The 16,471-nt window shown below is 58.9% G+C and carries 21 protein-coding genes; 14 read left to right on the top strand and 7 right to left on the bottom strand.

Annotated features, from left to right (window positions below):
• The first annotated feature begins 49 nt into the window (after nt 1-49).
• Together ACA073_RS16450 and ACA073_RS16445 are read left to right on the top strand one after the other, a co-directional pair.
• Nucleotides 50-487: a hemerythrin domain-containing protein gene (locus ACA073_RS16450; RefSeq protein ID WP_497397800.1), complete on the top strand. Its 438-nt coding sequence runs from the start codon at nt 50-52 to the stop codon at nt 485-487.
• 52 nt (nt 488-539) lie between these two features.
• On the top strand, nt 540-1,133 hold the full coding sequence (locus tag ACA073_RS16445; protein ID WP_497397798.1) for an NUDIX domain-containing protein: 594 nt from the start codon (nt 540-542) through the stop codon (nt 1,131-1,133).
• Between the two features lie 164 nt (nt 1,134-1,297).
• Here ACA073_RS16445 and ACA073_RS16440 read toward each other — a convergent pair whose 3' ends face one another.
• Nucleotides 1,298-1,810 carry a methylated-DNA--[protein]-cysteine S-methyltransferase gene (locus ACA073_RS16440; RefSeq protein ID WP_497397796.1) on the bottom strand — a complete coding sequence of 171 codons (513 nt, stop codon included), beginning with the start codon at nt 1,808-1,810 and terminating at the stop codon, nt 1,298-1,300.
• Nucleotides 1,811-1,959: 149 nt separating this feature from the next.
• On the opposite strand from ACA073_RS16440, the gene ggt reads away from it, so the two are divergent.
• On the top strand, nt 1,960-3,687 hold the full coding sequence (gene ggt, locus ACA073_RS16435) for a gamma-glutamyltransferase (protein WP_497397794.1): 1,728 nt from the start codon (nt 1,960-1,962) through the stop codon (nt 3,685-3,687).
• Between the two features lie 69 nt (nt 3,688-3,756).
• Nucleotides 3,757-4,290, top strand: coding sequence for a cysteine hydrolase family protein (locus tag ACA073_RS16430; RefSeq protein ID WP_497397792.1), 534 nt, complete (start codon nt 3,757-3,759; stop codon nt 4,288-4,290).
• On the opposite strand, the gene ACA073_RS16425 is transcribed toward ACA073_RS16430, so the two are convergent.
• On the bottom strand, nt 4,287-4,646 hold the full coding sequence (locus ACA073_RS16425) for a DUF3630 family protein (protein WP_497397790.1): 360 nt from the start codon (nt 4,644-4,646) through the stop codon (nt 4,287-4,289). The two genes, ACA073_RS16430 and ACA073_RS16425, sit on opposite strands and share 4 nt — an antisense overlap.
• A gap of 389 nt (nt 4,647-5,035) precedes the next feature.
• On the opposite strand from ACA073_RS16425, the gene ACA073_RS16420 reads away from it, so the two are divergent.
• The 3 genes from ACA073_RS16420 to ACA073_RS16410 are packed head-to-tail and all read left to right on the top strand — an operon-like array spanning nt 5,036 to nt 6,949.
• On the top strand, nt 5,036-6,106 hold the full coding sequence (locus ACA073_RS16420) for a sterol desaturase family protein (RefSeq protein ID WP_497397788.1): 1,071 nt from the start codon (nt 5,036-5,038) through the stop codon (nt 6,104-6,106).
• Nucleotides 6,096-6,470 (top strand): nuclear transport factor 2 family protein, encoded by a 375-nt coding sequence (locus tag ACA073_RS16415; RefSeq protein ID WP_497397786.1) that lies wholly within the window; start codon nt 6,096-6,098, stop codon nt 6,468-6,470. Before ACA073_RS16420 ends, ACA073_RS16415 begins: the two co-directional genes overlap by 11 nt.
• A 20-nt stretch (nt 6,471-6,490) precedes the next feature.
• Nucleotides 6,491-6,949, top strand: coding sequence for a GNAT family N-acetyltransferase (locus tag ACA073_RS16410; RefSeq protein ID WP_497397784.1), 459 nt, complete (start codon nt 6,491-6,493; stop codon nt 6,947-6,949).
• Nucleotides 6,950-6,953: 4 nt separating this feature from the next.
• Here ACA073_RS16410 and ACA073_RS16405 read toward each other — a convergent pair whose 3' ends face one another.
• The 3 genes from ACA073_RS16405 to ACA073_RS16395 are packed head-to-tail and all read right to left on the bottom strand — an operon-like array spanning nt 6,954 to nt 9,676.
• Entirely contained in the window at nt 6,954-8,390 is a 1,437-nt protein-coding gene (locus ACA073_RS16405; protein WP_497397782.1) for a M15 family metallopeptidase, read from the bottom strand.
• Between the two features lie 42 nt (nt 8,391-8,432).
• Nucleotides 8,433-8,759, bottom strand: a complete 327-nt coding sequence (locus ACA073_RS16400; protein ID WP_497397780.1) for an NIPSNAP family protein — start codon at nt 8,757-8,759, stop codon at nt 8,433-8,435.
• A gap of 35 nt (nt 8,760-8,794) precedes the next feature.
• Entirely contained in the window at nt 8,795-9,676 is an 882-nt protein-coding gene (locus tag ACA073_RS16395; RefSeq protein WP_497397778.1) for a helix-turn-helix domain-containing protein, read from the bottom strand.
• 153 nt (nt 9,677-9,829) lie between these two features.
• Here ACA073_RS16395 and ACA073_RS16390 point away from each other — a divergent pair, with 153 nt between their 5' ends.
• The 4 genes from ACA073_RS16390 to ACA073_RS16375 all read left to right on the top strand — a co-directional run bounded on the left by ACA073_RS16390 (nt 9,830) and on the right by ACA073_RS16375 (nt 12,966).
• Nucleotides 9,830-10,552: a cysteine hydrolase family protein gene (locus ACA073_RS16390; RefSeq protein ID WP_497397776.1), complete on the top strand. Its 723-nt coding sequence runs from the start codon at nt 9,830-9,832 to the stop codon at nt 10,550-10,552.
• Between the two features lie 520 nt (nt 10,553-11,072).
• Complete coding sequence (locus ACA073_RS16385) at nt 11,073-11,714, top strand: hypothetical protein (protein ID WP_497397774.1); 642 nt, start codon at nt 11,073-11,075, stop codon at nt 11,712-11,714.
• Nucleotides 11,714-12,145 (top strand): phage holin family protein, encoded by a 432-nt coding sequence (locus ACA073_RS16380; RefSeq protein ID WP_497397772.1) that lies wholly within the window; start codon nt 11,714-11,716, stop codon nt 12,143-12,145. Before ACA073_RS16385 ends, ACA073_RS16380 begins: the two co-directional genes overlap by 1 nt.
• Nucleotides 12,142-12,966 carry a DUF3618 domain-containing protein gene (locus ACA073_RS16375; protein WP_497397770.1) on the top strand — a complete coding sequence of 275 codons (825 nt, stop codon included), beginning with the start codon at nt 12,142-12,144 and terminating at the stop codon, nt 12,964-12,966. The genes ACA073_RS16380 and ACA073_RS16375 overlap by 4 nt, the downstream gene beginning before the upstream one ends.
• 295 nt (nt 12,967-13,261) lie before the next feature.
• Here ACA073_RS16375 and ACA073_RS16370 read toward each other — a convergent pair whose 3' ends face one another.
• On the bottom strand, nt 13,262-13,501 hold the full coding sequence (locus ACA073_RS16370) for a hypothetical protein (protein WP_497397768.1): 240 nt from the start codon (nt 13,499-13,501) through the stop codon (nt 13,262-13,264).
• Nucleotides 13,502-13,679: 178 nt separating this feature from the next.
• On the opposite strand from ACA073_RS16370, the gene ACA073_RS16365 reads away from it, so the two are divergent.
• Nucleotides 13,680-13,934, top strand: a complete 255-nt coding sequence (locus ACA073_RS16365; protein WP_497404126.1) for a hypothetical protein — start codon at nt 13,680-13,682, stop codon at nt 13,932-13,934.
• A gap of 58 nt (nt 13,935-13,992) precedes the next feature.
• Here the strand turns inward: ACA073_RS16365 and ACA073_RS16360 are convergent, their stop codons facing one another.
• A complete protein-coding gene (locus ACA073_RS16360; RefSeq protein ID WP_497397766.1) occupies nt 13,993-15,705 on the bottom strand; it encodes an amidase in 1,713 nt (570 codons plus the stop codon).
• On the opposite strand from ACA073_RS16360, the gene ACA073_RS16355 reads away from it, so the two are divergent.
• Nucleotides 15,692-15,913, top strand: coding sequence for a hypothetical protein (locus ACA073_RS16355; protein ID WP_497397764.1), 222 nt, complete (start codon nt 15,692-15,694; stop codon nt 15,911-15,913). The two genes, ACA073_RS16360 and ACA073_RS16355, sit on opposite strands and share 14 nt — an antisense overlap.
• Nucleotides 15,914-16,097: 184 nt before the next feature.
• The gene (locus ACA073_RS16350; protein ID WP_497397762.1) at nt 16,098-16,433 is read left to right on the top strand and encodes a hypothetical protein; all 336 of its coding nucleotides are present in this window, start codon (nt 16,098-16,100) and stop codon (nt 16,431-16,433) included.
• Nucleotides 16,434-16,471: the final 38 nt, after the last annotated feature.

Genomic DNA, 16,471 nt, shown 5'->3' with positions numbered 1-16,471 from the left:
TAGCCTTTACAGCGTCATTCCAGAACGCAGCCGATGAGGGCCAGATGCCTTGAACATTTTTGAAGCCTTGCGCGAAAGCCATGAACGCCAACGCACCTACGCGAAAGCATTGATCAAGACCAGCGGCGACACCCCGGAACGCGTCGAGGCGTACAAACAGCTCAAGTCCGAACTCCAGGCACACGAAACCGCTGAAGAGCGGCATTTCTATATCCCGTTGATGGAATTCGACAACGGCGTCGACCTCAGTCGTCATGCGATTTCCGAACACCACGAGATGGATGAAATGATGGAAGAACTCGACGAGACCGAGATGTCCAGTCCGGCCTGGCTGGCAACCGCGAAGAAACTTTCCGAGAAGGTCCATCACCACCTGGAAGAGGAAGAGCAGAAATTCTTCCAGATGGCCGGGAAGTTGCTCGATGACAAGCAGAAAGAAACACTCGCCGGGCAATATGAGAAGGAATACAAGGCTCAACTTTCATGAGATCGTTTTCGTCTAAGATGGGCGTCTTCTGACGATATAAGGACGTTTTGTCATGCCGAACACAGCCGAGCGGGTCAACATCATCGAGTCCAAGGTGTTGTCCCACGACTGGTACTTGCTGAAGAAAATCACCTTTGATTACCAGCGCAACAATGGCGAATGGCAGCGCCAGACTCGCGAGGTCTATGACCGTGGCAATGGCGCGGCGATTCTGCTGTTCAACCGGGAAAAGAAAACCGTCGTGCTGACGCGTCAGTTCCGGTTGCCGGTGTTCGTCAACGACCACGACGGTTTGCTGATCGAAGTGGCGGCGGGGTTGCTTGAAGGTGCCGCGCCGGAAGAGCGCATACGCGATGAAGCAGAAGAGGAAACCGGTTATCGCGTGCACCATGTGCAGAAGGTCTTCGAGGCCTACATGAGCCCCGGTTCGGTGACTGAAAAACTGCACTTCTTCATCGCCGAATACGACGCTGCCTTGAAAGTGGGCGAGGGTGGCGGGCTGGAGGAGGAGACCGAAGAACTGGAAGTGCTGGAGTGGTCGTTCGATCAGGCGCTCGAGGCGTTTTATCGCGGCGAAATCTGCGATGCGAAGACCATCATGCTGTTGCAGTACGCGGCGATGAAAAATATCTTCGCTGAACGCTGAACGCTGAACGCTGAACGCTGAACGCTGAACGCTGAACGCAATTCCCTGTAGGAGCGAGCTTGCTCGCGAGAAATCCGAGCACGCCGCGTTTAGTCAGGTACCCCACGTTTTCGTTGACGACCATCGCGAGCAAGCTCGCTCCTACATAAAGCAAAAAGCAAAAATCAAAAGCCTTCCAGTCTTCCCGTTCCGCCCCATTGGCCGCCTTCCAGCGTCAACAACAATTCTTTCGCCTCAAGCCCGCCGGCAAATCCGGTGAGCTTTCCCGACGCGCCTATCACCCGATGACACGGCGCAACGATCGAGATCGGGTTCTTGCCATTCGCCGCGCCCACCGCTCGCACCGCGCTCGGGTTGCCGATCTGCTCGGCAATCTGGCTGTAGCTGCGCGTCTCGCCGAACGGAATGGTCAACAGCGCCTGCCACACCTGTTTCTGAAAGTCCGTCCCGACGAAATCCAGTTCCAGGTCGAAGCGATTTCGTGTGCCGGCAAAGTATTCCGTCAGCTGCTGTCGGGCGCGAACAAGGACCGGGTTGTCCGGGGCTTCGCTCATCGGGCCAAGCCGCACCCGGTTCGGTTTGTCGTTTTCCCAGAGGATGGCCGCCAGTCTGGAGCCGTTTGCGACCAGCTTCAATTCGCCGACCGGGGAGGCCATGGTGGTGTAGGTAAACGTCATGCCGGCGAACTCCGAAAACAGGTGAGCAGGGGGCAAGCATACTGCCTCATCTGGGAGGCGCAATACGTAATCCCAGCCATACTGCGTACTGCTCTTGAAACGTTTTCTCTGTTTTTTTACCGACCCTAAAAACAAAAAGAGACCGACTCATGAAGTTCGAACCTTTTGCCAAATCGCTCATCGCGACCTCCTTGGCGCTCAGCTGCCTGATGGCCCACGCGGCCTCCGTCGCGCCCGTCGCAGCCGAAAACGGCATGGTGGTCACCGCCCAGCATCTGGCCAGCCATGTGGGCGTGGATGTGCTCAAGAACGGTGGCAACGCCGTCGATGCCGCTGTCGCGGTCGGGTATGCGCTGGCGGTGGTGTATCCCGCGGCGGGTAACCTGGGTGGCGGCGGTTTCATGACCATACAACTGGCGGACGGGCGCAAGACCTTCCTCGACTTCCGCGAAAAAGCCCCCCTGGCCGCGACTGCCGACATGTACCTCGACAAGGAGGGCAATGTCGTCCCGGACCTCAGCACCCGTGGTCACCTCGCGGTCGGAGTGCCGGGCACCGTGTCCGGCATGGAACTGGCGCTGAGCAAGTACGGCACCAAACCGCGCAAGGAAGTGATCGCCCCGGCCATCAAGCTTGCTGAAGACGGCTTCACGCTGGAGCAGGGCGATGTCGATTTGCTGGATTACGCCACCGACGTGTTCAAGAAGGACATCAAGGATTCCGGCGCGATCTTCCTGAGCAATGGCGAGCCGATGCAGGTCGGGCAGAAACTGGTGCAAAAAGACCTGGGCAAGACCCTGCGGGAAATTTCCGAAAAAGGTGCAGACGGTTTCTATAAAGGCTGGGTGGCCGACGCCATCGTCACTTCCAGCCTGGCCAACAAGGGCATCATCACCCAAGCCGACCTCGACAAATACAAGACCCGCGAACTGGAGCCGATCGAGTGTGACTATCGCGGCTACCACGTGGTCTCGGCACCGCCGCCAAGTTCCGGCGGTGTGGTGATTTGCGAGATCATGAACATCCTCGACGGCTACCCGATGAAGGACCTGGGCTACCACTCGGCGCAGGGCATGCACTACCAGATCGAGGCCATGCGTCACGCCTATGTGGACCGCAACAGCTACCTCGGCGACCCGGACTTCGTGAAAAACCCGATCGCCCATTTGCTGGATAAAAACTACGCGACGAAAATCCGCGAAGCCATCAACCCGCAAAAGGCCGCGGTGTCGAGCGAGCTCAAACCCGGTGTAGCACCTCACGAAGGCAGTAACACCACCCATTACTCGATCGTCGACAAATGGGGCAACGCGGTCTCGGTGACCTACACCTTGAACGACTGGTTCGGCGCCGGCGTCATGGCCAGCAAAACCGGGGTCATTCTCAACGACGAAATGGACGACTTCACCTCGAAAATCGGCGTACCGAACATGTACGGCCTGGTGCAAGGGGAGGCCAACGCCATCGCGCCCGGCAAGGCACCGCTGTCGTCCATGAGCCCGACCATCGTCACCAAGGACGGCAAAGTGGTGATGGTTGTCGGCACGCCGGGTGGCAGTCGCATCATCACCGCGACCTTGCTGACCATCCTCAACGTGATCGACTACGGCATGAACATCCAGGAAGCGGTGGATGCGCCGCGTTTCCACCAGCAGTGGTTACCGGAAGAGACCAACCTGGAAACCTTCACCACCAGCCCGGACACGGTGAAGCTGCTCGAAAGCTGGGGGCATAAGTTCGCCGGGCCGCAGGATGCCAACCATATCGCCGCGATTCTGGTCGGGGCGCCGTCGCTGGAAGGCAAGCCGGTGGGCAAGAACCGCTTCTACGGCGCGAACGATCCGCGTCGCAACACCGGGTTGTCGCTTGGTTATTGAGGGTTGTTTCTGGAGGGGGACGGATTTACCTTCTGTCCCCTGACTCACCGACAGATCAAGGAAGGCACCATGACCACCGCACTGTTGATCATCGATGTCCAGCAAACACTTTGCACGGGCGAGTACGAGTGCTTCGAAATCTCGCGCGTCATCGACACTATTAACGGCCTCAGCACCCGCGCCCGAACGGCCGGGATTCAGGTGGTGCTGATCCAGCATGAGGAAGAGGGCAGTCCGCTGGCGCATGACGCCGACGGCTGGCAACTGGCTGAAGGGCTGGACGTCTCGCCCAAGGATTGGCGCGTACGCAAGACCACACCGGATTCGTTCTACCAGACCAACCTGCAAAAGCTGTTGCCGGTGCAGGATTTCGATCGCCTGGTCATCTGCGGCCTGCAAACCGACTATTGCGTCAACGCCACGGTGCGTCAGGCGCTGCAACTGGGGTACGACGTGGTGCTGGCGGCTGACGCTCACTCCACCGTCGACAACGGAACCCTCGCCGCCGAAGACATCATCGCCGAGCACAACAAGGACCTGGCGCATTTGACCGGTTCGGTGGCGCGGATCGACGTGACGCACGCGGCGGACATCACCTTCTAGCGCCAGTGCCAGAACCGCTTTTTCACAGGAGCCTGGCTTGCCGGCGATGGCGCATTCAAGGGCGCCATCGCCGGCAACTCAACCATCTGCAACCGCTGCACCAATGCCTGAAAGCGTTCCGAGGCCACCCAGTCGGGATCGGCGTCGTCCACCAGCAGCATGATCCCCAGGTAATGTTCCAAGTGCAGCGTGATGACCTGTCCCTCGGCCTCCAGATCCCAATAACGCTGATCCAGCCCGCTGGCCTGTACGACCCACGTTCCGTCGAGTGCTTGCCTCAATTCATCGGCGATCCGGTCGAACAGCGCCCGGTCGGATGTATCGGACAGGTAGATCGTTGGTGAGCGTTCGGTCATGTTGGTCTCCGGAAAGTCCCGTGACTTTAAGTCAGCCACAAACCATGTGGCGAGGGTAATGCTGTTCACTCAGGCGCAGGGTGCCCACATTTGTGGTGAGGGGATTTATCCCCGTTCGGCTGCGAAGCAGTCGTGAGTCCGGATAACTCAGTTTGTTTGAATGGACGCAGGGGGGCCGCTTCGCGACCCAGCGAGGATAAATCCCCTCGCCACAGATTTCTTTTCCCCCGGAAGAATTTCTTAAGTGAGCAGCGTTATGTGGCGAGGGGACTTGCCCTCAGCTCCAAAAGGGAGGGATGTGCAGAGGCCTGAACTCGAACTACACTTAAGAACCGTTCTCGGTTGCGGTTTAATTTCAATTCCCTTGCTTTGATGGAGGCGAGCCCCTAGTGGATGCCCTTGCGCTGCTCTATAACGGCCTGACCGATTGGGTGATCGAGCCTGTCACCCGCCAGTTCCTGGGTTTGTTCGATCTGAATGGGCGCATGGGTTTACTGTTTTTGTTCACCTCCTACAGCATCGCCTACGGCCTGTTCCGGTTCAGAAAGCATCGAGGTCTCACCAACGCACGGTCGTTCGGGCAGTTCATCGGCGGGCGTCGGGTGTATTTCCACCGTTCGGCGTTGCTCGATTACCGCTACTACTTCGTGCGGGCGATCCTCAAAGTCGCGCTGGTGGTGCCGATTGTCGGACTGGTGGACCCGCTCGTCCTGCGCTCCGGCGACTACATCGCCTTTTTCACCAACCTGTGGGGCGCGCGGCTGCAAGTGGAGCAGAACCTGTCACTGTCCTTGCTCTACGGCCTCGGCGTTTTCCTGGTGAAAGACTTCATGGCCTATTGGGCGCACCGCGCCTTCCATTCCCGATGGCTCTGGGCATTTCACAAAGTCCATCATTCGGCACCCGTGCTGGTGCCGGCGACGGCCAGCCGGGTTCATTTCGTCGAGAAAGTTGTCGAAAAGCTGTCGACGATCATCGGCATCGGCGCCTATGCCGGCGTCTTCTGGTACGCCTGTGGCGGCGAGATCAGCCGCTATTCCCTGTTTGGTGTGACCTGGCTGGTGTTCATTCTCAATGCGCTGGCGGGAAACCTGCGTCACAGCCATGTCTGGCTGTCGTTCGGCCCAGTGATCGAGCACGTATTCAACAGTCCGGCCCAGCACCAGATCCACCACAGCGACGCACAGAAACACTTCAACAAGAACTTCAGTATCAACCTGTCACTGTGGGACTGGATGTTCGGTACGCTTTACGTCACCACGTCGAAGCCCGAAGTCCTCCGGTTCGGCATTGCTGAACACGATCACGACAGATACCTGACGATCTACAGCCTGATCGTGACTCCATTTGTGGACATTGCCCGCAAAGCCCGTTTGACGAAACTTCCTGAACGTTCCCGGACACCCGTGCGAACAATTCAACCTGTGTTAGCAGAAGTGGAGGTGAATCATGACCACTGATACCGCAGAAAAAGAGTCTGTCAAAGAAGCCGTCAAACACTATGTCGAGGGCATGGTCTTCGCTGACGAACCTTTGTTACGGCAGGCTTTTCATCCGTCTTGTCGCATCATCGGTCACTACCACAAAGCGCTTGAATGGCTGTCCCTTGATGAGTTTATCGACGCGATCAAAACCGAAGGTCCGGCGGCAAAAGAGGTGAAGCCTTTTTGGGAGGTGATTGACCTCGATGTAACGGGTGACGCCGCCGCCGTAAAAATAATCGATGATTATGCGGGGATGAGGTTTACCGATTACCTGTCGCTACTGAAAATCGATGATCGCTGGGTCATCATCAACAAGCTGTACTACTACCATGAGTCGTGAACCAAACGGAGACCATTGAGATGGATATTCAGGTACAGCGCGCCGACGCCACGCACATCGATCAAGTCGCCAGCCTCTTCGACGCCTATCGGGGTTTCTACGGTCAGCCCTCGAACCTGAATCAGTCCCGTCACTTTATCGCCGAGCGCATTGCCCGGGATGAATCCGTGATCTTCTTCGCCCGGGACGCGACCAGCGAAGCGCTGGGTTTCGTCCAGTTGTTCCCGACTTTTTCCTCCATTGATGCGCATCGCACCTGGCTGCTTGGCGACCTGTTCACCGCCCCCGCCGCCCGAGGGCGCGGGGTCGGCACGTTGCTGATGAACACCGCTCGGTCCTTCGCGGTGTTGACCGGCGCCAAAGGCATGGTGCTGGAAACGGCCACGGACAATCACGGCGCACAACGGTTGTATGAATCCCTGGGCTACGTGCGCGAAACGGGTTACTACACCTATTGCCTCGATTTGAAGCAGGGCTGATGCATCACCGTTTCGGGAGATTCCAGCGTTCACGGAATTGCTCGTATTGCGCCTCGGGCATTTGCACCAGCAGGGGCGTCTGGCGAGGATCGAGCCAGTCGAACAAACGGGAAATGTCCGCCTGATCCATGGCTGTACAACCCGCCGTCGGCGAGGTCGGGCTGCGCCAGATGTGGAAAAAGATGCACGAGCCCGAGGCGGGGGACGCCGGTGTGTTGTGCTCGATAAAAATCCCTTTGCGATAGCCTTCCTCGCTGCGCATGCGTTCGGCGCTGTTCCAGTCCTTTGAGATCTTCGAGCCGTCGACCAGTTCGTTGTAGTGTGCGGAGTGGCTGTCGTCGACGCACTCGATGGCCGGTGTCAGGGCGAGGTAAGGCAGTTTCGTTTCCGTCGTGTTGTCGTAGCCAAATGCCGTTCCGAGCTTGAATACCCCGGCCGGCGCTCTTCCGTCACCTTCACGTTTCACCGGACCGTCGCCTGGTTCAACGTTGCTCAAACCCTTGCCCCAGGCCATCCCGTTTTTGCCGACCACCACCGCAAACGCATCACCCAGTTTTCGAAAGGTTTTGCCATCCCGCTCATAGCGTTGGGCGGTGCCCTGGATGTCATCCCAGTTTTTGCTGGTGACCACAATCAGCTGATGGCTGGTGTCGAGTGCTTCGCTGGCGCTGAGCGGCGTGATCGGGAAATCCATGACTTCGTTCGGCGCCCCGGCGCCTGCGTAAGTGAAGTGCCACCATTCTTTCGAGTACCCGGAGAATCCTTCTTTTTCCATAGCACTGCTTAGCCGCTGACGGTTGTCTTTCGCGGTCGCATTGATCGTCGGGTTGGCGGTATGCGCGCGCTCATCGAAGCAATCGAAGCCGGTGCCCATGTCGAGTGCACCGTCATGCCAGCGCTGAGCGTAGGGCGCCGTGCAATCGACTTGCGCGGCCGAAGGTGTCCAGGCTGCGGCGGGCAGTGCCTTCGGGCCGGTGAGTGTCAGGTCGACGGTCGAGCCGCGGGAGTGATTCGACACCCGCGCCACATACCCCAGGCGCCAGAAATCCTGCTTGTCCACGCGCGGGTAGAACTCGGCTTTGTGTGGGTCGCCGGGGACCTTTGCGAAACTCCCCATATCGGCGACAGCGCGATTCGGTCGATAACAGTCGAAGACCTTCAAACCGTAACCCTGCGCACGCAACGACGCTTGCACCCGAGCGAGCGCCTTGGCGGCGTCGAGCGTCAACAGGCACTCGGCCGCCACGTAACCGTCGAGTGGGTGGCCGGTAAAGTTGTGGGCGCCGGCGTAGCGAATGTCCTGCTCGATGGTCGGATCAATCGTACGCAGATAGACCATGTGCTCGGGCCGTGGCTCGGCGCTGGTCATGGCGGGGATGACGATGGTCAGGAACAGCAGTGATTGCAGCCAGGATCGTGCGGTTTTGTCAGAAGAACACATGCGATCTCTCCGGGGTGAGGGCTACACACTGCCGACAAGCTATCAGGCCGGTTGACGCACCTCATCGCCAAACACCGGCCGGAAAAATGATCGCTCATAACTGAGGATACATTTTGTCTCTTCAGCGTACTTGAACGCCGCGATGCAATCAGGATCTTTCATGGAGTCCTGTCGATAGCTCTCGTACGCAGCAAGGCTTGGAAAGCTGAACATCGCCATGGCGATATTGTTCGCGCCTTCGGACGGCAGGAAGTAGCCGTGATGCTGGCCGCCGAACTTTTCAACGAGTGGAATCCACAACTTTCCATAGTGTTCGAATGCTTCGATCTGATAGGGGTCAAGTACGTATTTCAGATAACAAGTGATCACGTTTTTGCTCTCTTGGGTTGGAGATTCAGGTCATTTTAAAGTACGTCGTCCGACTCGCTTTGCTGCACGCGCGCCGTCACCAGAGGCACCTCCTCACTGGCTTCAAGCTTGAGCCATTCGGCGGGGGGCGAGCCCACCACGTTCAGAAAGGTTCTGGAAAAAGATGCCTGAGAGCTGTACCCGACCGACGCAGCGATGACTTTGATTTGAACGCCGTCGCGAAGCAAGTCCTGGGCGACTTTCATTCGCCACGCGGTGACGTAGCCCATCGGTGAGACCTCCATGATCCGGGTGAAATACGCCGAAAATTTCGAGCGGGACATGTGTGCCAGCGCTGCCAGCTTTTCGACGGTCCAGGCGGCTTCGGGTTCTTGGTGTATGCGGTTGAACACTGCACCAAGGCGCCCGTCCTGCAAGGCATAGAGCAGGCCGCTGGAAATCTTTTGCTCCACGACGGAGCGCCGCACCAGCAGCACGAAGATGTATTCGAGCAGCAGGTTGAGCGCCTTGGTTCTGCCGGGTGCCTGATCCTGAAATTCACCGATCAGCGAGCCGATTACCGGGGCGATGTTTTCCAGACTGCTGACGGGAAAAACCAACGTTTCCTTGAGGCCGAGAGGGAAGGGTTGTAGCGAGTTGCGCCCGAACTGGAACGAGGCGCAGACCAGTTCGGCACCTTGCGCTGAACTGGAGCGCAACTGGTAACGGCAACTGCTCGGACAAAACAGTACGCTGGGTTCGGCAATCGATATCTTCGGCAACCCGGGCTGAATCATGTCGATATCGCCCTGACTGATGACGTGGATGAACGCCATGCCCGGTGGTTTGTCGAGCATGAGCGTGCCGTCGACCCGGCCGGAGAAGAACAGCCGGCCCTGGAGATGGGTGCGCTCGAAGAATTCGGAGAGGATATCCATGATAGGGACGACCGGGTAAAGACTCTGCACGTCCTGGCAAAAGCGAAGCTGTGCGCGGCAATAGGATGACGTTCTCGCCGATGGTAGACAACGGCCCTCCCGGGCGCCATGGCGGAACGCGTTAATTCCTATAGTCGACCGGAGTCCACCACCATGAGCAACCCTTTACCTCACATCATTTCCCCGTATGCCGACCCTACAGAGCCGGCCTTGCCGGACCCCGGTATGAAACTGGACCTCGGCCGCGCCGCGCTGGTGGTCATCGATCCGCAAATCGACTTTCTCAGCCCGGAGGGAGTCAGCTGGTCCGTGTTTGGCAAAAGCATTGTCGAGCACGACACGGTCAAACATATTGGTCAGCTGTTTGCCGCAGCAAAGAGCGCCGGGATCACGGTCGCGGTTTCTCCGCACTACTACTATCCGTGTGACCACGAATGGCATTTCGGTGGGCCACTCGAGAAGGTAATGCATAGCATCTGCATGTTTGATCGCAAGGGGCCGCTGAGCCTCGACGGTTTCGAAAATTCCGGCGCCGACTTCATGCCCGAGTACAAACCCTACATTCTTGATGGCAAAACCATCATCGCTTCACCGCACAAGGTGTACGGTCCGGAAACCAACGACCTGGCGCTGCAATTGCGCAAGCATGGTGTTTCGCAGATCATTCTGGCCGGCATGGCGGCGAACCTCTGCGTCGAGTCGCACCTTCGAGAACTGTTGGAACTCGGTTTTGAAGTGGCCGTGATTCGGGACGCGACGGCCGGCCCGACAACCCCCGAGGGCGATGGTTATCTGGCGGCGTTGATCAACTATCGCTATATCGCCAATGCGCTGTGGAGCACGGCACAGACCCTTGAGTTTCTTCAGGGCGCCTAAACCGAACGCCATCTGCGTGCGCCTCGTTTCACGAGGCGCGGAGCTACAGGTGCCGATGGAGGTGGTTACAGGTTGACGGACAGGCTCAGGGCGTGAGGGGGCGGTGCATCAAGATCAAATGCTGCAGGCGAGCTAACGCTTGACCTGATGAGTGGTGAAAATCGAAAGCCGTACGCCGATCCCTTGTGGGAGCGGGCTTGCTCGCGAAAAACGTCTGGACACCGCGTTCATTCAGGCAGCACGCGTTATCGTTGGCGTCCATCGCAGGCAAGCCAGCTCCCACATGGGAATGCGTACGATCAAAGAGACAGGTCGGCTGACAGGCCGCCGCTACCGCAGAAACGGGTATGTACCCCCGCTCAAACAAGCTGCCCACCGTTCAAACGTCGGCCCGAGCGCATCACTCATCATTCCATTGGAACTCCCCATCACATCCCTTCGTCATCTGAACTGAGGGGATGCTACGGGTAATTCGTGGCGAACCCGAGAACGCTTTTTCATCCAGAAGGCGAGGGGCGACATGAATACTTCAGACAACACGACCGGGAATCAGCCGAATTCCGCAAGACCGGAGCATGATTTTCAACACTTGAAGGAGGACGTGACAGAAGCGCTCGGTGGCGCTCGACAACAGGCGGATGCGCAGTTCGGGCAGTACCGGGACACCGCAGCCGATCAGATCGAAGCTTTGGCCAAGGGTGCGAAATCCGTTGTTTCCGAGCTGGAAAGCAAGGACACCCTTGGCATGTCCGACTACCTCGCCGACATGGCGGATTCCATGAGCGGCCTGGCCGGCAATCTGCGCGGAAAAAGTGCCGAACAGCTGCTGCACGATGGCGCGGAACTGGCGCGGAACAATCCGGCACTGTTCATTGCCGGCAGCATTGCGCTGGGCTTTGGCCTGTCGCGGTTTCTGAAAGCCGGTAGCGCTCCGGCATCGACAGGCACCGGATCCCGTGATCCGGCCGAAGGCCACTCAATGCCACCGTCCGGCGGCTTCGGAGCCCACCAACCTTACGAAACTTCAGTGCCGCCACGCGCCGATCAAGGCCCCGGTCTGGCCACGGGCAGTACGCCGGCCGCGCCAGGTGAACAGGAGCACCCATCAGACTTCGCAACGACCTCGACACCGGGTTCGAGCACCTTCAAAGGAGCTGTGTGATGAACAGAGAAGATCGAGATTTACCGGGCGCAAGACCGATACCCGCACCTGAACATGATGCTTCGGTCGTCGGCCTGTTACGTCAGCTGTCCCGCGAAGTGCCCGAGCTGTTCAGCAAGGAGCTGGCGCTGGCCAAAGCCGAGTTGCAGGCCAGCCTCACGACACTCAAGGCCGGCATCGCTGGGGTGGCGGGCGGTGCGATTGTGCTGCTCGCGGGGTTCATCATCCTGTTGATGTCCGCGGTCTACGGTTTGAGCATGGTGATGGCGCCGTGGCTGGCCGCGCTGATTGTCGGCGTGCTCGTGATGATCGTCGGGTTCGCCATGCTGCAGTCCGGAAAAAAACAGTTCGAGCCGTCCCATTTCAAGCCTGAACGCACGCTGGACGCCTTGAACAAAGACCAGGAAGCGCTGCGGAGGAAAGTCTCATGAACAATGACTACATCACCGAGACCGTAAAAAGCCCCGAAATCATAGAGCGTGAAATCGATGCGCAGCGGGCGAGTATCGGCAACATTGTCGATGCCCTGGAAAGCAAGTTCACCCCCGGTCAGATGTTCGATCAGGCGTTGGGGTTGATGCAAAGCAACGGCACGACCTTCCTGACCAACCTGGGCACCAGCGTGCGCAATAATCCGGTTCCGGCCGTGCTGACATCCGTCGGATTGCTGTGGTTGATGATGAGTCAGAATCGTCCGCCATCACCCCGTCCAGGCTATCGGACCGGTCCGGATCAGGACAGGGTCGGGGAATGGGTCGACGGACTGGCCGATAGCATCGACGGTGCGCGTGAGCATTTGCACCAGACGGCTGACACCCTCAAGGACGGCTATCAGAGCGTCAAGGGCAAGGCTGCGCACCTGGGCGATAACCTCGGGGCTGCCACTGAAAACATCAGCCATGCGGTGCATGACGCCGGCGACCGTTTGCTGCGCAGCACGCAAGTGATGAGTACCCAGTTCAATCATTTGCTCAAGGAGCAACCGCTGATGGTAGCCGCTGCCGGGATCGCTTTAGGCGCCATGATCGGCGCTGCGTTTCCTTCGACGGCAACCGAGCAACGCTACCTGGGAAAAACCAGTGCGGACCTCACCGACAAGGTCAAGCAACAGGCTCGGGAGGGCTTTGAGGCGGTGCGCGATACCGTGACGAAAACCACGGATCATTCGGATGTGCCCGCCACGCCGGGTGGGGAGCAGCGTACCGGATCGGCGACGTCAGCCGATCTGTCACAAGGCCTGGGTACTTCGTAAAGGGGCATGAAAAAGCGGGAGGTCTGACTCTGACTTCCCGCTTTTCATCCGGTGAAAAACACCACACGCCGGTGTAATGCTGTTCACTTAAGAAAATCTTCAGGTAGAAAAGAAATCTGTGGCGAGGGGATTTATCCCCGTTGGGCCGCGAAGCGGCCCCCAGCGTCTGTTCAGACAAATTGAGTTGTCCGGATTTGCGACTTGTTCGCAGCCGAACGGGGCGGTGCGACGTTTCGCTAAATCCCCTCGCCACAGATTTCTTGTCCGCCTGAAGAACAGCATTGCACACCGGTGGCTAATTACCGTCGGCGACCTTGCGTTCTATCTCGTCGATTTTCCGCTGGAGCTCCTCGGCGTCCTGCTCCTTGGTTGGGGGGGAAGAGGGTGTGATGGTTTGATCGACACCTTCGGCTTCACCGTCTCTGTCCTGTAAATCCCGCTCGACCACATTCACCGGTTTGCCCGACGTATCGGTGGGTGGAGCGTTGGATGTCGCTGGCGATTCAAGCGTGTTGTCACGGTCATCATTGTTCATGTCGCATACCTCCGTTGGCCTACACATTGGATACGACGGTCACCGGCGAGTTCGAGATTTTTTGCCCACGATGGGCGATGACAATCAGCTCATCTCGGATTTTCACCTCTGGTCGGCCGTGATGAACCTGCGTCATTCCCGACTGCTCCATTCAAAAACGACTGTGGAAGCCGCCGCCATGAATTCATTCAGAAACCTGCTGACGAGGGCCCAGGAACAAAAACTTCATGCCCTGGATGCCTGGCACCGTGCGCTGGAAAACTGCTCGCTGCGCATGGACTGCCCGGATGCCTATCATGAGGAACTGCTTCGCCAGGCGGATGAAATGGATCGCCAGGGCATCATCGATTGGGAGGAGTGGCGAGACTTGCGAACGAAGGGGGACGAGGCGTATTTACGTGCGGTCGCGGGTGAGGATTACCACGGACAGTGACACATGGATCTGATGACAAAACGGGATTGGAGCGTGTGCCCCAATCCCGTTCTTTCGATCATTTACCGGTCGACAACGGCGGGGTTCGAGGCGGTATTTCGCGCTTCGATCCAGTCGATTCAAACGCCGAAGCAAAGCGCAGCAGCGCCGAATCGTCATAGGCACGACCGGCAAAGGTCAGCCCGACCGGCATGCCGATGTCCGGCATGATGCCCATCGGCACAGTGACCGTCGGAACACCGAGGTGACGGATGGCGAGGTTGCCGTTGGCGACCCAGACACCGTTGCTCCACGCGATATCCGCGGAGGCCGGATCGACATCGGCATTCGCCGGCGCAACGTCGGCCACCGTCGGGAACAACACCGCATCGATGCCCAGCCGATCCATCCAGTCTTCAAGGTCAATGCGACGGGTCTGTTCAAGTCCGCGCAGGCCGTCGGGAACGGTGGTGATCTGGTCCCACGGTGTGATGCCGCGCTCGGCCATCCGCACATACTCGTCCATGCCCGCGACGAGGTCGCCTTCGCGGTTGGGCAGGGTGCCCGGGTCGTGGGGGAAAATCAGCGGCCCGTCGACGTCGACCAGGCGGTTCAGTTTCGGATCGCCGTTGGCCTGCAGGAAATCATCGAACGCCCAGGCCGTCAGGTCCCACAACTCATGATGCAGGAACTCCTTGGACACCAGACCCCGGGTGAATACCGTCGGCGCGCCCGGGCGATCACCCTCGCAATTGGAGACCAGCGGGAAATCGACTTCGACCACTTCGGCACCCGCCGCTTCAAGGGCCTTGCGTGCCGCTTCCCAGAGATCAATCACCGAAGGCCGGGTGTTGATGCGCTGTCCCGTTGGCCCACCAATCCCCGGTGCCTCGCTGGTGCCGGCTTCGGGATCGGCATTGATGAACATGCGCGGAACACCCAGGCGCTTGCCGGCGAGGGCATCGGGCTTCGCGGCCAGTTCGGCATAGGAAGCGGGGCGCACCGAGGTGACACTCGGAATCGGCACCCAGGGTTGCAGCCGCCACAGATCGCCGCGGGTGTCGGGGTCTTCCGCCACCACCACGTCAAGCACTTCGAGCAGGTCAGCCATGGTTCTGGCGAACGGCACAACCACGTCCATCGTCGGCGTCAACGGCCAATTGCCGCGCACCGAAATCACCCCGCGCGAAGGCGTATAGGCACACAGTCCATTGTTCGAGGCAGGGCCGCGGCCGCTCGACCAGGTTTCTTCAGCGAGACCGAAAGCCGCGAAACTGGCGGCGGTTGCGGTGCCGGCACCGTTGGACGAACCCGAGGCGAAAGGCGCGGTGAGATAGCCGGCGTTGTAGGGGCTCTCCGCACGGCCATAAACGCCACGCTGCATGCCGCCGTTCGCCATGGGCGGCATGTTGGTCTTGCCCAGGCAGATCGCCCCGGCGGCGCGAAGCCGTTCGATGGTGAACGCATCGCGACAGGCAATCAGGTGGGCGAAGGCGGGACTGCCCGAGGCGGCGGTCAGCCCCTTGACCAGGTAACTGTCCTTGGCCGTATAGGGAATGCCATCGAGTGGTCCAAACGTTTCGCCCTTCGCTCGTCGGGCATCGGACGCTTGCGCTTCCTTGAGCGCATCAGGGTTGCGCACCACCACCGCGTTGAGGGCGGTGGGCGTGTCGGCGCCGTCGTAGGCGTCAATTCTGGCGAGATAGGCCTGGACCAGTTCAACCGCTGTGGTCTGGCCGGATTCGAGCGCCGCGCGCAGTTCGGCAATGGAAACCTCGGTGACCTCGATCATGCTGTTACCGCCGTTTGCTGATGGGGATGGAGTGAATGCGCGGCATGGTATGTCCAATCAAGGGGTCGTTGCCAGTGCAAAGACGTTTTATGGCCGCGCGATCCCACCTGCCGCTGAAGGTTTTTTCGGCCCTTTAGTTTTCATGGTTTTCAGACTCAAAATGGTCATTCTGCGGACGGTGATGATAGGGAACATCGGTGTGAAGTAGCCGTGCTCGGCTTGGGTATGATCGGCGCGGGCCAGGGCAGTCCCACTACAGTTTCGTTGCGTCACTGCTCAGCGAAGGCTTGATGTCTTGACTTGTCCGGCTCGATATCAATTGGCCACTATCTCCGGTAAAGTGTGCGCCGCTCGAGAGATGGATCCCGGGCGTTTTCCCATGGAGTGACTCAGTGAATTACCTCAGCAAAATGGTTGCCGTTTCCCTGTTTGGTTTAGTTCTGGCAGGTTGCACCGGCGCGCCGATGAAGACCCAGCAATACGACGCCAGCCAATACACCGTCGTTGGCCACAGTGAAGCGAGCGCCACCGGCCTGCTGCTGTTCGGCGTCATCCCGATCCGCCAGAACAACCGTTTCGTTCGCGCGCAAGACGCGGCGATCAAGGCCAAGGGCGGCGACGCACTGATTAACACCCAAGTGCAGGAAAACTGGTTCTGGGCCTGGGTCCTGACCGGTTACACCACCAAGGTGTCCGGTGATGTGGTCAAGCTGAAAAACGTTCAGTAAACGGTAACCAGCAGAGCCTGCCGCAATGGCAGGCCGCG

It is taken from the genome of Pseudomonas sp. LBUM1670 (assembly GCF_059695695.1).
The sequence above is the reverse complement of the archived record's forward strand: the minus strand, read 5'-3'. Positions and strand labels throughout refer to the sequence as shown.

What these genes read in the sequence shown, in the direction of transcription:
- ACA073_RS16360 (WP_497397766.1), bottom strand. Translation starts at nt 15,705, where the DNA reads ATGATCGAGGTCACCGAGGTTTCCATTGCCGAACTGCGCGCGGCGCTC.
- ACA073_RS16380 (WP_497397772.1), top strand. Translation starts at nt 11,714, where the DNA reads ATGAACAGAGAAGATCGAGATTTACCGGGCGCAAGACCGATACCCGCA.
- ACA073_RS16440 (WP_497397796.1), bottom strand. Translation starts at nt 1,810, where the DNA reads ATGACGTTTACCTACACCACCATGGCCTCCCCGGTCGGCGAATTGAAG.
- ACA073_RS16390 (WP_497397776.1), top strand. Translation starts at nt 9,830, where the DNA reads ATGAGCAACCCTTTACCTCACATCATTTCCCCGTATGCCGACCCTACA.
- ACA073_RS16415 (WP_497397786.1), top strand. Translation starts at nt 6,096, where the DNA reads ATGACCACTGATACCGCAGAAAAAGAGTCTGTCAAAGAAGCCGTCAAA.
- ACA073_RS16430 (WP_497397792.1), top strand. Translation starts at nt 3,757, where the DNA reads ATGACCACCGCACTGTTGATCATCGATGTCCAGCAAACACTTTGCACG.
- ggt (WP_497397794.1), top strand. Translation starts at nt 1,960, where the DNA reads ATGAAGTTCGAACCTTTTGCCAAATCGCTCATCGCGACCTCCTTGGCG.
- ACA073_RS16370 (WP_497397768.1), bottom strand. Translation starts at nt 13,501, where the DNA reads ATGAACAATGATGACCGTGACAACACGCTTGAATCGCCAGCGACATCC.
- ACA073_RS16410 (WP_497397784.1), top strand. Translation starts at nt 6,491, where the DNA reads ATGGATATTCAGGTACAGCGCGCCGACGCCACGCACATCGATCAAGTC.
- ACA073_RS16365 (WP_497404126.1), top strand. Translation starts at nt 13,680, where the DNA reads ATGAATTCATTCAGAAACCTGCTGACGAGGGCCCAGGAACAAAAACTT.
- ACA073_RS16405 (WP_497397782.1), bottom strand. Translation starts at nt 8,390, where the DNA reads ATGTGTTCTTCTGACAAAACCGCACGATCCTGGCTGCAATCACTGCTG.
- ACA073_RS16425 (WP_497397790.1), bottom strand. Translation starts at nt 4,646, where the DNA reads ATGACCGAACGCTCACCAACGATCTACCTGTCCGATACATCCGACCGG.
- ACA073_RS16385 (WP_497397774.1), top strand. Translation starts at nt 11,073, where the DNA reads ATGAATACTTCAGACAACACGACCGGGAATCAGCCGAATTCCGCAAGA.
- ACA073_RS16375 (WP_497397770.1), top strand. Translation starts at nt 12,142, where the DNA reads ATGAACAATGACTACATCACCGAGACCGTAAAAAGCCCCGAAATCATA.
- ACA073_RS16445 (WP_497397798.1), top strand. Translation starts at nt 540, where the DNA reads ATGCCGAACACAGCCGAGCGGGTCAACATCATCGAGTCCAAGGTGTTG.
- ACA073_RS16395 (WP_497397778.1), bottom strand. Translation starts at nt 9,676, where the DNA reads ATGGATATCCTCTCCGAATTCTTCGAGCGCACCCATCTCCAGGGCCGG.